The sequence below is a fragment of the Streptomyces sp. NPDC007088 genome (assembly GCF_042869355.1).
In the GTDB taxonomy this organism is placed as follows: Bacteria; Actinomycetota; Actinomycetes; order Streptomycetales; family Streptomycetaceae; genus Streptomyces.
The window spans coordinates 183,734-198,025 of sequence record NZ_JBIAFO010000012.1; the positions used below are offsets into that span (position 1 = coordinate 183,734).

A 14,292-nucleotide genomic window follows, 5' to 3' on the forward strand; every position below is an offset into this window, starting at 1 on the left:
GGAAGGGGAAGCCCCCTTGGGGGCCGGCTCCGCGGACCGGGCGACCACTCGCCCGGTCCGCGGAGCCGGTGGGGGTCAGGCCGTCGCCGCCGCGAAGACGTGGAGGACGCCTCCGTCGGTGGTCTTCGGCAGGGTCACGCTCGCGAGCTGCTTCCCGGTCTGGAGCGGTACGGGCGCGGTGGCGAAGATCTCGGCGCCCACCGGGTCCTGCTCGCCGCCCGTGGCGAGCCGGTAGCCGGTGTGCACGGCGATCGTGTTGCCGAAGGAGGGCTGGTCGGCTCCCGCGGCGAGCGTCCAGTCGCTGAATCCGATGTCGGCCTGCTGCGTGGTGCCGTCGGTGTAGGTCAGCGTCGCCGTACCGCTGGCCTTGCCCTCGGCGGCGCTGCCGAGCAGGCTCAGCTTCGTGGCGCCGGGGGCCGCGGGGACGGCGAGGACCTGTCCGCCGCCCGTCACCTCGATGTTGTCCGGGTCGCCGGGCCGTGTGTCGGGCCAGGTGAAGTCGAAGCCGCCGGAGGAGACCGTGGCGCCCGGCTTCGCGCCCCCGGCGGCGAGCGCCTTCGCGGAGTAGCTGAAGCCCTCCCCGTCGAAGTTGCCGTCGGCGTTGCCGTCCTCGCTGGACACCCCGTGGTTGTTGAGGTTCCACAGCAGGCTGTCCTTGGGCGCGACGGTCACCGACAGCGAGGTCTTCGGCAGCTCGGTCCCGGAGGCCGACTTCAGTGTCACGGGGACGGAGTAGAAGCCGGGTTTCGTGCCGGCCCCGGCGGCCACGGAGAACGTCGCGTCCGCGGAGCCCGCGCCGGGCACCGTGATCTGCCCGCTCGCGGGGGTCACGCTGAGCCCGTCGGGGGCGGTGGCCTCCCAGCGCACGGTCTCCGCCTTGTCCTGGAGGGTCTGCACGGTGACGGCGGCCTTCGCGTCCGCGCCGCCGGGCTCGGTCTTCACCGTGCCGGGCCGCGTACCGGTGAAATAGGTGTCGCCGCCGCCGGGGAAGGAGGGCGGGGCGTCGGCCTCGGCGCTGCCCCAGGAGGTGTCGGGCTCGCTGCCGAGGGTGAAGTCGAGCGTGCCGCCGTGCTCCACGAAGGAGGCGGGCACCCAGGGCTTGTGCGAGCTGCGGCCGTCGGTCCGCAGGCCGCGGATGTACTTGTTGGTCTTCGAGGCACCCGGCGCGTTGATCGTGAGGGTGCGGCCGTGCCCGGCGTGGACCACCGCGCGCGGGAACAGCGGGGCGCTCAGCGCGAGGTCGGCGCGGCTGGGGTTCTGGGGGTAGGCGCCGAGCGCGGAGAACACGTACCAGGAGGACATGGTGCCCGCGTCGTCGTTGCCGGGGATGCCGCCGGGGGCGTTGGTCCACAGCTGGTCCAGCTCGGCGCGGACGGTCTCCTGCGTCTTGTAGGGGGCGCCCACGTAGTCGTACAGGTAGGGCGTGTTGATGTCGGGCTCGTTGGTCGGGTCGTAGCGGGTGTCGTCCTTCGCGGAGAAGTCGAACGCCCCGTCGGCGTCGCGGAAGAAGGCGTCGAGGCGCTTGACCGTCTTGTCCCTGCCGCCCATCGCGCGGGCCAGCCTGGCCACGTCGGAGTAGACCATCCAGCTGTAGCGGGCGCTGGTGCCCTCCACGAAGCCGGCGCCGGTGGCGGGGGTGAAGGTGCCCGCCCAGGTGCCGTCCGCCTTGCGGTCACGGATGTATCCGCCCTCGGGGGTGGCTGTCGGGTCGAAGACGTGCGTCCAGTTGCCGGAACGGTCGAGGAACCGCTTCTGGGCGGCCTTGTCGCCGACCGCGCGCGCGAGTTCCGAGAGGCCGTAGTCGGCTGCCGCGTCCTCCAGGGTCTCGGCGGCGCCGCCCCAGCAGTGGCAGTTGTCGGCCGGTACGTAGCCGAGCTTGAGGTACTGGTCGAGCGCGGGCCGCTGACCGACGCACTCCACGTTGCAGCCGGCGCTGTCCGAGTCGTTGGCCGTGGGCACGGTGGCCGCCTTCACGAGGGAGGCGACGGCGCCCTTGACGTCGAAGTCACGCCCGCCGAACGCGAGGATGCCGGCGAGGGCCGCGTCCGAGGGGTCGCCCGACATGACGCTGGTCTTGCCGTGCTCCAGCAGCCAGCGGTCCCACTCGCCGCCGCGCTGTCCGGCGTAGTTGTACAGGGACTGGGCGTAGTCGCTCCCGGCCTTCGGGTTCAGGAGCGTCATGAGCTGTACCTGTGCGCGGTACTGGTCCCAGCCGGAGAACGTGCCGTACTGGGCGCGCTGTCCGTGCGCGAGGCGGTGTGTCCTGTTGTCCGCCCCCGTGTAGGTTCCGTCGCTGTCGCTGGTGAGCGTCGGTTCGAGCATCGAGTGGTAGAGCGCCGTGTAGAAGGTGGCGTACTGGTCCTCGCTGCCGCCGCCGACCTCGACGGTGCGCAGCGCCTTCTGCCAGGCCCGTGTCGCCTCGTGCCGCACCGCGTCGAAGCTCTTGTGCGGCGGGTTCTCGGCGCGCAGGTTGGCCTCGGCGCCCCGGTCGCTCACGTAGGACACGGCCACCTTGGCGCCGACCTCGGTGGTGCCGGCCGGGAAGGTGACGTAGGCGCCCGAGCCCTTGCCCGCGACGGGGTTGCCCGAGGAGCTGTAGCCCGTGCCGCCGGTGGCCGAGGTGGCGGAGGGCTTGAGGGAACCGTCCTTCCAGGTACCGGACTTCGCGAAGGGCCGGTCGAAGTGGACGGTGTAGTGGAGGGTGTAGAGGTCCTTGCGGTTGTTCGCGCTCTGGGGTCCGCAGAAGTTGCCGGCGTCCACGGAACCGCTCACGGTGTGCGCGGCGCGGTCCACGTGGACCTGCGCGTCGGCGCTGCCGGACTCGGCGTTGGAGCCGCGCACCAGCATGCTCGCGGGTTTACCGGTGGGGAAGGTGAAGCGGCCCGAGCCGGTGCGCTCGGTGGCCGTCAGTTCGGCCGTGGCCCCGCTGTCGAGCGCGACCTTGTAGTAGCCGGCCTGGGCGGTCTCCTTCGCGTGGGAGAAGGTCGAGGCGTACGTCGCGTCCTCGGTGTCGGCCGTGGGCGAGGAGTCCACCTCCCCGGGGTACGGCATGATCGGCACGTCACCGTTGGCCCCGGAGCAGCCGACCCCGTTGAGGTGGGTGAGGCTGAAGCCGCGGATCTTCTTGGCGTCGTACTGGTAGCCGCCGGGCGCCGGGTTGGACACCTGCTTCCCGTTGGAGGTCTGCGGGCTCCAGGACAGCATCCCGAAGGGCCGTACGGCACCGGGATAGGTGTTGCCCGCGTTGGCCGAGCCGATCAACGGGTTGACGTGGGCGGCCGGGTCGGTGACGACGGCCGGACGGTCGTGGCTCGCGCTCGCGGGTGTCGCCGAGAGGCCGAGGGCCGCGAGGGCCAGAACCACGACGCCACCGGCCGCCCGGCGCACCGGGCCTCCGCGGCGTGTCACTGTGTCGGACACTCTTCCTGCCCTTCTGTCGGACGGGAGCCGCCTTGCGCCTGACGGCACGTCAGCGGGCGTCGTCCGACACCCACAGCTCGCCCCGCCCCGAAGCGGCCACCGCCGGGACAACGTTGTCAAAGCTGAACCGGATGGTCCTCCCATCGATCTGACGGTGTCAAGGGGGCGGAATCCCCGGTTCGACTTCCACCACGCCGGGCCGCACGGTCCCCGGCCGACCGCGGCTCGCCCGGTGCCGGGGGCGAGGCCCTGCCGGTGGCCGGGGCCGACGTCGTCGACTACCGGGCGGTTCGCGAGGTGACAGGCCACCGCCCTTGGGACGAGACCACCCGGCACAGCGGACGAGACCACCCGGCACAGCCCTGCCGGAGCCCCGCGACGACGGAGAGGTCCGAACGACACCCCAAAGCGACGTGGCTGAGCCACGGTTTCTCGTCGTGTCGTCGCTCCACTGCCGCAGCTGATGCCCGCCGGCAGGGGCGGCAGGAAGCCGACCGGAACGGCGCTGCCCGCCGGGCCGGGATCGCGTGCAGTCCGCGCGCGCGGGGTCGGCGTGCCGGGATCGGCGGCGCGGTGACCGCCCGCCTCCTGACGGTACGTCCGCGACAACAACCCGTGGCTGACGGCCATCCCCGGGAAAGCAACCGCCCTGGGGGCCGGCCAGTCACCAGGGCGGTGAGCCGACACCGTATGGGAGTCAGCCGAGTTGATCGTGGGGGCACTGCCCCGGCCGGCCGGGGCCCCCGGCGGTCAGGACGACCACCGGCTCACAGGGTCCCCGGTGAGCGTCGGCGGTTTGAGGCCGGGGCCGGCGAACGCGGTGCGGTGTCAGCGCTCACCGGCGAGGTCGAGATCGCCCCGGCTCGTCTCGGCCTCCCCCTCCGCACGCCACGGACGCGCGATCGCCGGGGACACGGCCCGCCACCACGGCTCGCGCGGCAACTCCCCCGCGGGATCGAACGGCTGGCCCGGACGGGGGAACGCCACCGCCTGTCCTGCCTCCGCGGCCGCGTCCCTCGTCCACTCCCCCGGCTCCGCCCAGGCGTGCGGGGCGAGGTTGAAGGTGCCCCAGTGGATCGGCAACAGGACCCCGGAGGGCGAGCCGCCCTGGAGGTCGAGGTGGGCCCGCACGCCTTCCTCGGGGGTCATGTGGATGTCCGGCCAGTACGGGGAGTACGCGCCGATCTGGATCATTGTCGTGTCGAAGGGGCCGTGCGCGGTGCCGATGTCACCGAAGCCGGGGAAGTAGCCCGTGTCGCCGCTGTGGTAGACGCGGTGCTCGGGGCCGGCGACCACCCAGGAGGCCCACAGGGTGTGCTGCTGGTTGCGCAGGCCGCGGCCGCAGAAGTGGCGGGCCGGGGTCGCGGTGAGGTCGAGGCCCGCGACGCGTGTGGACTCGTGCCAGTCCAGTTCCCGCAGCCGCTCGGGAGCCACCCCCCAGCGCTCCAGGTGCGCGCCGATACCGAGCGGGACGACGAAGAGGGTGCCGGTGCGGGCGAGGCGCCGCACGGAGGGCAGGTCGAGGTGGTCGTAGTGGTCGTGCGAGATGACGACCGCGTCGACGGGACCGAGCGCCTCCAGCCCCACCGGGGCGGGGTGCAGCCGCTTGGGGCCGGCGAAGGAGAACGGGGAGCAGCGCTCGCCCCACACCGGGTCGAACAGGACGCGGGCGCCGTCGATCTCGACGAGGACGCTGGAGTGCCCCATCCAGGTGACGCGCAGCCCCGGGGCGGGCTCGCGCGTGAGGTCCGCGAGGGTGGTGGGGTGGACGGGGAGGGTGCCCTCGGGGGCGCGCAGGGCGCGCTGGTCCTTGCGGAAGTAGTTCTGGAGGAACTCCAGGCGCGAGCCGGGCGGCGGGGCCTTCGGCCCTTCGGGGTTGCGGAAGACGCCGCGGGCCTGGTCGAAGTGCGGGGATCGCCGGATGCGTTCCAGCCTGGCACCGGTGGCGTCCGCGCCGAAGGCGAGGGGCCGCAGCGAGCGCAGTTCGGAGCGCAGGGAACGGGCGTCGGTCACGGCGCCTCCTCAAGGTCTCGGGGCGGGCTGCCCGTCGTCTCGGTGGGCTACCCATTATGTGCGGGGCCCGGGGCGGGCCGCCCGGCGGGCCGGGCCGACCGGACGGGCCGGGGGCCCGGGGCGTCGGACCGGGTGCGCGGCGCTACAGGGGCAGCAGGTCGGGGCGCTTGGCGTGCGCGTGGTCACCGGAGGACTCTCCGCGCAGCCGGCGGCCGATCCACGGGACGAGGTGGTCGCGTGCCCAGGTGATGTCGTCGCGGCGGTGCTCCAGGGTGCCGCGCGGGGGCAGCGGCGGCCAGGGCTGTTCCGGGTCGGCGGGTACGTCGAGGCCGAGGACCTGGGCGGCGCGCAGGGCGACCCGGGTGTGTCCCTCGGGCCCGAGGTGGAGCCGGTCGGTGTCCCAGGCCCGGCGGTCGCGCACCGAGCGCAGCGACCACAGGTCGAGGACCGGGCAGCCGTGGCGGTCGGCGACGGCGCGCACATGGGCGTTGTACGTGGCGATCTTCCCGCGCAGCCGGCGCAGCACCGGGGTGTCGCGGGTGTCGAAGCCGGTCGCGACGAGGACGGTGCCGACGGCGGAGGTCAGGTCGGCGACGGCGCTCTCGAAGCGGGCCGCGACGTCGTCGGGGTCGCTTCCGGGGCGCAGGATGTCGTTGCCGCCGGCGACGAAGGTGACGAGGTCGGGCGCGAGTTCCTTGGCGCGGGGCACTTGGTCGCGGACGATCTGGTCGAGGAGTTTGCCGCGTACCGCGAGGTTGGCGTAGCGGAAGTCGTGTTCGGGGAGCCGGTCGGCGAGCTGGACGGCGAGCCGGTCGGCCCAGCCGACCAGGACACCGCCGGGGCCGGGATCGCCGACGCCCTCGGTGAAGCTGTCGCCGACGGCCGCGTACGACGCGATGGTGCCCTCTCCCGAAAGGGCGCTGCTACGGGGGAACCTCGATTCTTGTGCCACCTCGGCATCATTCACCTGGCCGAGTGACCTACGCCACCGTAGGCAGGGGTTGACGGGGGGTGAGAAAGACCACCGGTCAAATCTCGCCCAATTGAGGAATAGGGCGGGCCTGGTGTGACGGGGGGCGGAGAACGGGTCGTCGTCGCTTTTCCGTCGCCACCGCGACGTGGGCGCGCAACGCCCGGGGTGCGCCTCGGCCCGCCCGCCCCGCGCGGGGCGCGGGGCGGGCGGGCCGGTGCGGTCCTGGAGGGACGGATCAGGCGTTGACGCCGTGCTGGGCGAGGAAGGCCAGCGGGTCGATGTCGGAGCCGTAGTCCGGGCCGGTGCGGACCTCGAAGTGCAGGTGCGGGCCGGTCACGTTGCCGGTGGCGCCGGACAGGCCGATCTGCTGGCCCTCGGTCACGGTCTGCCCGACGGACACGCCGATCGAGGAGAGGTGACCGTACTGCGAGTAGTGGCCGTCGCCGTGCTTGATGACGATCTGGTTGCCGTAGGCCCCGCCGTCCCCGGCGGCGACGACGGTGCCGTTGGAGACGGCCTTGACCGAGGTGCCGGTGGGGACGGGGAAGTCGGCGCCGGTGTGGCCGTGCGACCACAGGCTGCCGGAGTTGCCGTAGCCGCCGCCCTTGACGCCGACGACGGGCGCGGTCCAGCCGGAGTCCGCGGGGGCGGACTGCACGGCGGGTGCCGCCGCGGCGGCCTTCAGGGAGAGCTTGAGGCCCGGCTTGATGACGCCCGGGTCGGCGCCGACGGCCTTCTTGTTGATCTCGAAGAGCTTCTTCCAGCCGCCGTCGACGTGGTGCGTCCTGGCGATCTTGGCCAGGGTGTCGCCCTTCATCACGGTGTAGGTGGTGGCGGCCTTCTGCGGGGCGGCCTCGGGAGCGGCGGCGTGCGCGCCGGCCGCGGCGGTCAGCGGGAGCACCACCGCGGCGGCACCGGTGGTGCCGATCAGCGCGAGGCGGCGGGACAGCGAACGGCGGTTCTTACCCTGTGCGGGCATGGGTGTGTTCTTTCTCCGTCGCCTACGAGGTGAGCTGTCGGGTTCGGGCTGGAGCTGCCCGGCCGCGTGGACGCGGCTTCACCCCTAGCCGTCCGGTGGACCGGGCGGCGGTGGTGCCTGTGGGTCCCCCGTTCCTGCCGGTACGGGTGTGAGTGGAGCGGGAGTCCGGGCGGCGGCAGGATTGGGCGTTCCGGCCGGACTGAGGGTGACCGTAAAGGAGCGAGAACTCGCCCGACAAGCCACTCTTTTCCCGTCCGTGTCCCTTTTCTTGATCCATTGACCGGAATTCCGTCACGCTCCGTGGAATTCCGATCTTCGATTTCCCGTATGCGCCGGACCGATTCGGCATCGGCGGAAAGGGGCGGCGGGTACGGACCGTCACGGTTATGACGCTGCTCACCTCGGCCCTCGCGGCCGTACGAAGTCCTGTCGGGGGCGTACGGGTGTGTCGTAGGGTCGGGCTCGCCGTGCCGGCGAGCCGCGCCGGCGGCCCACCGGAAAGGGAATCCCCGTGACGCAGCAGGTGCCGCAGGCCGAGCCCGAGCTGGCCGCCGTACGCAACTTCCGGGACGTGGGCGGGCTGCCCACGGTGGACGGCGGGCGGGTGCGCCCGGGTCGGCTCTACCGCAGCGGTCACCTCGCGCACGCGAGCGCCGAGGACGTGAGCTTCCTCTCCTCGCTCGGCCTGCACACCGTCTTCGACTTCCGCAACGCGGCGGACCAGGCGCTGGAGGGCCCGGACGTCGAGCTGCCCGGGGTGCGCAACGTGCGCCTGCCGCTCAACGACCCGGCGGACGGCGCGGAGTTCTGGCGGATGGTGCGGCACGGGGAGCTGGAGCAGTTGCGGGAGCTGCTCGGTGAGGGCCGGGCGGAGGCGCGGATGAAGGCCACCTACCGGCAGCTGGTCGAGGAGCGGACCGCGGAGTACGGGCGCCTGCTGCGCGCGATGGCGACGGACAGCCTGCCCGCCCTGATGCACTGCGCGGCCGGGAAGGACCGCGCGGGCACCTCGATAGCCCTCACGCTGCTCGCGGTGGGCGTCGAGCGGGAGGCGATCGAGGCGGACTACCTGGAGTCGAACGCCCCACACCGCCGCTACCGCGTCCGGCGCGGCAGCGACTCCCCGGAGGCGACGGCGCCCGAGGTGATGGAGCTGCTCAACCCGTTGTTCGAGGCGCGGGTGGAGTACCTGCGGGCGGCTCTGGAGGCCGTCGACACGGTGTGGGGCGGGCCCGAGCGGTACTTCGGCGAGGTGCTCGGGCTCACCCCGGAGCTGCGGGAGGGGCTGCGGGCGCGACTGGTCGAGTGACCGGCCCGGGGCGCCGGGGGCTCACTGGTTCTTGGCGCCCAGCTCGAACAGGAGGAACAGGAACGCGGCGAGTCCGTGGCCCGCGACGATGTAGACGAACAGCCTGATGGCGAGGCCGCGCGGGATCTTGTCCTCCACGAACCGGCGCACCCCGCGCGGGGTGTCCTCCTCACCGGCCGGGGCCGCCTGCGCCTCGGGGGCGGGGCCGCTTTCGGGCGTGGGGGCGGCGGGAGTGGTGGTCTCGGGTACGGATTCGGGTGCGGGACGGGACATCATGCGCCTCCTGGGCGTACGTCACCGAGGCAGAGCGCGCCGAGCGGGCTCTGCATGAGGGTGTGGACGAAGAGCAGCCCGGCGCCGCCCTGGTCCACGGCGGCGATCCGGTGCGGGGTGAGGGAGTCGAAGTGCGCGCTGTCGCCCGGGTCCAGCAGGTGGGTGCTGTCGCCGAGCCGAAGCCTGAGCCGGCCGGTGAGGACGTACAGCCACTCCTCGCCGGGGTGGACGCGGACGATATCGCCCTGGCTGCCGTGGGGGACGTGGACGCGCAGCGCCTGCATCCCGCGTCCCGGGCCGCCGGCCTGCCAGTAGGTCCAGCCGCCCGCGGCGGTCGGCTCCATCGCGGCGGCCCGGACGACGGCCTCGCGTCCCTCGGTGTGCTCGCCGAGCAGTTCCGAAACGGTCGTACCGTAGGTACGGGCCAGGGCGAGCAGCATCGGCAGGGAGGGCTGGCGGCGGCCGGTCTCCAACCGGGAGAGGTGCGCCGGGGAGAGTCCGGCGGCCTTGGCCGCGGCCTCCAGGGTGAGCCCGGCGCGGCGGCGCAGTTCCCGCAGCTGCGGGGCGACGGCCGCGGACAGCGCGAGGGGGACGCCGTCGGCCGCGGACTCGTCGGTGTGCTGGTCCGGCGGGTCGGGGAGGTCCCGTCCGCCGGGGATGGCAGGACTCATACCTCTGATTGAGCCAGGAAAATGCCTCCCGGGCAATTTTTTTGCCCGGGAGGCAAAAGTCCGTGGCGCCGGACCGCTCGCGACCGGCTCAGCGCCCGATGACCGCGGGCTCCGTCCCCGTCATCGGTTGGCGACCGCCTGCTTCACCAGGGTCCTCCCGAAGTCCCACATCAGTCCACCGTTGTGCGCGTCGTCCATGACGGCGGTGAAGGCGTCCACGAAGCGGTCGGCCTCCTTCTCCCCCACGACGAGCGGCGGGATCAGCTTGATGACTTCGAGGTGGTCGCCGGAGACCTGGGTCAGGATGCGGTGCTTCTGGAGCAGCGGTACGACGACCATCTGCGCGAACAGCCCCTTGCGGGCGGCCTGGAGCATGGCCCAGCGGCTGCGCAGTTTGAGGGACTCGGGCCGGCCGAACTCGATGCCGATCATGAGCCCGCGTCCCCGGACGTCGGCCAGCAGCTCGTAGCGCGGGATCAGCTCGCTCAGGCGGTTTCTCAGGTAGTCGCCGGTGCGCCGGGCGTGGGCGACGATGTTCTCGTCCTCCATGACGGAGAGCACCGCGAGCCCGGCGGCCATGGCCTGCGCGTTGGCCCCGAAGCTCGCCGAGTGCACGAGCACCCGGTCCATCGAGGAGTAGACCTTCTTGAAGATCCAGTCCTTGCCGAGGGTCGCGCTGACCGGGACGTAGCCGCCGGACAGGGACTTCGCGACGCACACGAGGTCGGGTTCGACCCCCTCCTCGTGCTGGTAGGCGTAGAAGTCGCCGGTGCGTCCCAGACCGGTCTGCACCTCGTCGGCGATGAGCAGCGCCTTGTGCTTGTGCAGGAGATCCTGGGCGGCCCGCAGGTAGCCGGGCGGGGTGTCGTGGACGCCCTTGCCCTGGATGGGCTCGATGATGAGCCCGGCCACGTCGCCCTTCTTCAGCTCCTTCTCCAGCGCCTTCAGGTCGCCGATCGGGACGGCCGTGTCGGGCAGCAGCGGGGCGAAACCCTCACGGAATCCCTTCTCGCCGTTGACCGAGAGGGAGCCGGTGGTCAGCCCGTGGAAGGCGTGCGCGCAGTACAGGACGCGCTTCCTGCCGGTCGCGAACCGGGCGAACTTCAGCGCCGTCTCGACCGCCTCGGTGCCGCTGTTGCCGAAGAAGACACGGTCCAGGTGCGGGCTGTGGGCGAGCAGCTTCTCGGCGAGCAGTCCGGGCAGCGGCTGGCAGTCGAAACGGGTGAGGTCGGCGAGCTGCGCGTCGAGGACGTCGTGCAGGGCCTGCCGGACCACGGGGTGGTGCCGGCCCAGGCCCATGACGCCGAAGCCGGCCAGCATGTCGAGGTAGTCGTTGCCCTCCGCGTCCCAGAAGTACGCGCCCTCGGCCCGCTCGTAGACCCGGTCGAAGCCGATGGTGTGCAGCATCCGGGGCAGCTGGTGGTTGAGGTGCTTGGTGTGCAGCTCGTACCGCTCCCGGCCGCGCTCGGCCAGCAGCGCGCCGAGGTCGAAGCCGGAGCGCCCGGGTTCCCGTTGTCCGGGGCCGGTCTGCGCCTCGGTGGTGTCACTCGTGCCGGTTGTCATGCCTGCTTGTTCTCCTTACGGGCCATGCGGGCCCCGATCCGGCCGGCGATCTCGACCGGGGTGAGGCCGATGTCTGCGAGCAGTTCACCGCGTCTGGCGTGCGGGAGGAACTGCTCGGGGATGCCGAAGAGCCGCACGGGCACGTCCACGTCGGCGTCGCCGAGGGCGGCGGCGACGGCGGTGCCCACCCCGGCGCTGCGGCTGTTGTCCTCGACCACGGCGACCAGCCGGTGCTCCCCGGCGAGGGCGGGGAGCGCGGGGTCGACGGGTTTGACCCAGCGCGGGTCCACGACGGTGCAGCCGATACCGCGCTCGCGCAGCAGTGCGGCGGTGCTCAGGCAGACGGGGGCCATCACGCCGACCGCGACGAGCAGGACATCGGTGTCCTCGCCCGCGCCGGGCTCGGCGAGGACGTCCATGCCGCCGACGCGGCGCAGCGCGGGCACCTCGGGACCGGCCGTCTCCTTGGGGTAGCGCACGAGGGTGGGGGCGTCGTCCACGGCGACGGCCTCACGTAGCTGGGCGCGCAGCTGGACCGCGTCGCGCGGGGCGGCGATCCGCAGTCCGGGGACGACCTGGAGGACGGACATGTCCCACATGCCGTTGTGGGAGGCGCCGTCGGTGCCGGTGATTCCGGCCCGGTCGAGGACGAAGGTGACCCCGCACTTGTGCAGGGCCACGTCCATGAGGAGCTGGTCGAAGGCGCGGTTGAGGAAGGTCGCGTACAGGGCGACGACGGGGTGCAGTCCGCCCGTCGCGAGGCCGGCGGCGGAGACCGTGGCGTGCTGCTCGGCGATGCCGACGTCCCAGATCCGCTCGGGGAAGCGCTTCGCGAAGGGGGTCAGTCCCACCGGGTCGAGCATCGCGGCGGTGAGGGCCACGACCTCGGGCCGCTCCTCGGCGATGCGCACCAGTTCCTCGCCGAAGACGGAGGTCCACGAGGGCCCCTCGGAGGGGGTCAGCGCCTCGCAGGTGAGCGGGTCCATCGCGGCGACGGTGTGGAAGCGGTCGGCCTCGTGGGCGAGGGCGGGCTCGTAGCCGCGGCCCTTCTCGGTGAGGCAGTGCACGATGACAGGTCCGCCGAAACGTTTGGCTCGGGTCAGCGCGGACTCGACGGCCTCGATGTCGTGCCCGTCGATGGGCCCGAGGTACTTCAGGCCCAGGTCCTCGAACATGCCCTGCGGGGCGAAGGCGTCCTTGAAGCCCTTCTTCGCGCCGTGCAGCGACTCGTAGAGCGGACGGCCCACCACGGGGGTGCGGTCCAGGACGTCCTTGCCCCAGGCCAGGACCTTCTCGTAGCCGTTGGTGGTGCGCAGCGTCGCGAGGTGGTTGGCGAGACCGCCGATGGTCGGGGCGTAGGAGCGCTCGTTGTCGTTGACGACGACGACCAGGGGCTGGTCCTTCGCGGCGGCGATGTTGTTGAGCGCCTCCCAGGCCATGCCGCCGGTGAGCGCCCCGTCGCCGATGACGGCGACCACGTGGTGCTCCTCGCCCCGTACGTCACGGGCCTTGGCGAGTCCGTCGGCCCAGCCCAGGACGGTCGAGGCGTGGCTGTTCTCGATGACGTCGTGCTCGGACTCGGCGCGCGAGGGGTAGCCCGAGAGGCCCCCCTTTCCGCGCAGCTTCGAGAAGTCCTGGCGGCCGGTGAGCAGCTTGTGCACGTAACTCTGGTGCCCGGTGTCCCACAGGACGCGGTCGCGCGGCGAGTCGAAGGCCCGGTGCAGCGCCACGGTCAGTTCCACGACGCCGAGGTTGGGGCCGAGGTGCCCCCCGGTCCTGGCCACCGCCTGGATGAGGAACTCCCTGATCTGCGCGGACAGTTCGACCAGCTCTTCCCCGGTCAGCGTCTTCAGGTCCTGCGGCCCGTGGATGCCTTCCAGCAGTGTCACGTCTCAGCCCTCCTTCTGGGGACGTCCGGCTCGCCGTCGCTGCGGGCGGCGGGCCGCTTCTCGTGGTGGCGGGGCGCCCGCGACCGACGCGCCGGCCCCTCGACCGGGCCGCTCGGGGCGGCACGGTCGAGGGGCCGGTTCGGGCCTGACGGCCGGGGCCGCGGGCGTTTCGTCACCTCAGGAGCGGTTGCTCGCGACGGTCTCCCTGGCCGCGCGCAGCGACTCCTTGAGCGAACCCATGGTCGCGAGGACGGCGGTGGGCTCGTAGCCGCAGTGCGCCATGCAGTTGGCGCAGCGGTCGTCCTTCCCGCGGCCGTACTTGTCCCAGTCGGTGTCCTCGATGAGCTGACGGTAGGTCGGGACGTAGCCGTCGGCCATCAGGTAGCAGGGCCGCTGCCAGCCGAACAGGGAGTAGTTCGGGATGGCCCAGGCCGTGCAGTCGTAATCGGCCTTGCCCTCAAGGAAGTCGAGGAAGAGCGGCGAGTGGTTGAGCCGCCAGCGGCTGCGGTTGCCGCCCGCGAAGGTCTTCTTGAACAGCTCGCGGGTCTGCTCGACGCCGAGGAAGTGCTCCTGGTCGGGAGCCTTCTCGTAGGCATAGGCGGGGGAGATCATCATCTCGTCGACCTGGAGGTCGTCGTTGAGGTAGTCGAGCACCTCGATGATGGTCTGCGGGGTGTCGGTGTTGAAGAAGGTCGAGTTGGTGGTGACCCGGAAGCCGCGCCGCTTGGCCTCCTTGATCGCCGCGACCGCCTCGTCGAACACCCCCTCCTTGGCGACGGACTCGTCGTGCCGCTCCTTCAGCCCGTCGATGTGCACGGTGAAGGCGAAATACGGCGAGGGCTTGAACTTGTCCATCTTCTTGCGCAGCAGCATGGCGTTGGTGCAGAGGAAGACGTACTTCCGCTTGGCCACGAGCTGGCGGACGATCTCGTCGATCTGCGGGTGCATCAGCGGCTCACCACCGGCGATGGACACCATCGGCGCGCCCGACTCCAGCACCGCGCCGACGGCCTGGGCCACGGGCATACGCTGCTTGAGGACCCCCGCCGGATGCTGGATCTTGCCGCAGCCCTCGCATGCGAGATTGCACGCGTAGAGCGGTTCCAACTCCACGATCAGCGGGAATTTCGTCCGCTTGCGGAGTTTCTGTTCCATCAGATACGTCCCGACCCTGATGGTCTGGCGCAGCGGCATGGCCATCT

General features: G+C 72.1%; 10 protein-coding genes and 1 riboswitch. Of the genes, 1 reads left to right on the top strand and 9 read right to left on the bottom strand.

The annotated features are described in order from the left end of the window. Positions 1-75: 75 nt before the first annotated feature. The 4 genes from ACFYMP_RS20795 to ACFYMP_RS20810 form a co-directional block, all read right to left on the bottom strand. Positions 76-3,420, bottom strand: a complete 3,345-nt coding sequence (locus ACFYMP_RS20795; protein ID WP_388859494.1) for a GH92 family glycosyl hydrolase — start codon at positions 3,418-3,420, stop codon at positions 76-78. An 828-nt stretch (positions 3,421-4,248) separates the two neighbouring features. Continuing rightward, the gene (locus ACFYMP_RS20800; protein WP_388859497.1) at positions 4,249-5,433 is read right to left on the bottom strand and encodes an MBL fold metallo-hydrolase; all 1,185 of its coding nucleotides are present in this window, start codon (positions 5,431-5,433) and stop codon (positions 4,249-4,251) included. A gap of 142 nt (positions 5,434-5,575) precedes the next feature. After that, positions 5,576-6,385: an SGNH/GDSL hydrolase family protein gene (locus tag ACFYMP_RS20805; protein ID WP_388859500.1), complete on the bottom strand. Its 810-nt coding sequence runs from the start codon at positions 6,383-6,385 to the stop codon at positions 5,576-5,578. Between the two features lie 256 nt (positions 6,386-6,641). Then, complete coding sequence (locus tag ACFYMP_RS20810; protein WP_388859503.1) at positions 6,642-7,385, bottom strand: peptidoglycan DD-metalloendopeptidase family protein; 744 nt, start codon at positions 7,383-7,385, stop codon at positions 6,642-6,644. A gap of 4 nt (positions 7,386-7,389) precedes the next feature. After that, a riboswitch (cyclic di-AMP (ydaO/yuaA leader) is annotated at positions 7,390-7,544 on the bottom strand. 352 nt (positions 7,545-7,896) lie between these two features. Here ACFYMP_RS20810 and ACFYMP_RS20815 point away from each other — a divergent pair. Then, positions 7,897-8,694, top strand: a complete 798-nt coding sequence (locus tag ACFYMP_RS20815; RefSeq protein ID WP_388859506.1) for a tyrosine-protein phosphatase — start codon at positions 7,897-7,899, stop codon at positions 8,692-8,694. 21 nt (positions 8,695-8,715) lie between these two features. Here ACFYMP_RS20815 and ACFYMP_RS20820 read toward each other — a convergent pair whose 3' ends face one another. From ACFYMP_RS20820 to hpnH, 5 genes are all read right to left on the bottom strand, one after another. Next, a complete protein-coding gene (locus ACFYMP_RS20820; protein WP_388859509.1) occupies positions 8,716-8,967 on the bottom strand; it encodes a DUF6126 family protein in 252 nt (83 codons plus the stop codon). Then, positions 8,967-9,638, bottom strand: a complete 672-nt coding sequence (locus ACFYMP_RS20825; RefSeq protein WP_388859512.1) for a helix-turn-helix domain-containing protein — start codon at positions 9,636-9,638, stop codon at positions 8,967-8,969. Before ACFYMP_RS20825 ends, ACFYMP_RS20820 begins: the two co-directional genes overlap by 1 nt. A 120-nt stretch (positions 9,639-9,758) precedes the next feature. Next, positions 9,759-11,201, bottom strand: a complete 1,443-nt coding sequence (locus ACFYMP_RS20830; RefSeq protein WP_388859515.1) for an aspartate aminotransferase family protein — start codon at positions 11,199-11,201, stop codon at positions 9,759-9,761. After that, a complete protein-coding gene (gene dxs, locus ACFYMP_RS20835; RefSeq protein WP_388859518.1) occupies positions 11,198-13,090 on the bottom strand; it encodes a 1-deoxy-D-xylulose-5-phosphate synthase in 1,893 nt (630 codons plus the stop codon). Before dxs ends, ACFYMP_RS20830 begins: the two co-directional genes overlap by 4 nt. A 177-nt stretch (positions 13,091-13,267) precedes the next feature. Next, complete coding sequence (gene hpnH, locus ACFYMP_RS20840; protein ID WP_388859673.1) at positions 13,268-14,290, bottom strand: adenosyl-hopene transferase HpnH; 1,023 nt, start codon at positions 14,288-14,290, stop codon at positions 13,268-13,270. Positions 14,291-14,292: the final 2 nt, after the last annotated feature.

Bases quoted from the DNA above. Each gene is read 5' to 3' on its own strand.
- ACFYMP_RS20810 (WP_388859503.1), bottom strand. From the start codon at position 7,385: ATGCCCGCACAGGGTAAGAACCGCCGTTCGCTGTCCCGCCGCCTCGCG.
- ACFYMP_RS20820 (WP_388859509.1), bottom strand. From the start codon at position 8,967: ATGTCCCGTCCCGCACCCGAATCCGTACCCGAGACCACCACTCCCGCC.
- ACFYMP_RS20825 (WP_388859512.1), bottom strand. From the start codon at position 9,638: ATGAGTCCTGCCATCCCCGGCGGACGGGACCTCCCCGACCCGCCGGAC.
- ACFYMP_RS20830 (WP_388859515.1), bottom strand. From the start codon at position 11,201: ATGACAACCGGCACGAGTGACACCACCGAGGCGCAGACCGGCCCCGGA.
- hpnH (WP_388859673.1), bottom strand. From the start codon at position 14,290: ATGGCCATGCCGCTGCGCCAGACCATCAGGGTCGGGACGTATCTGATG.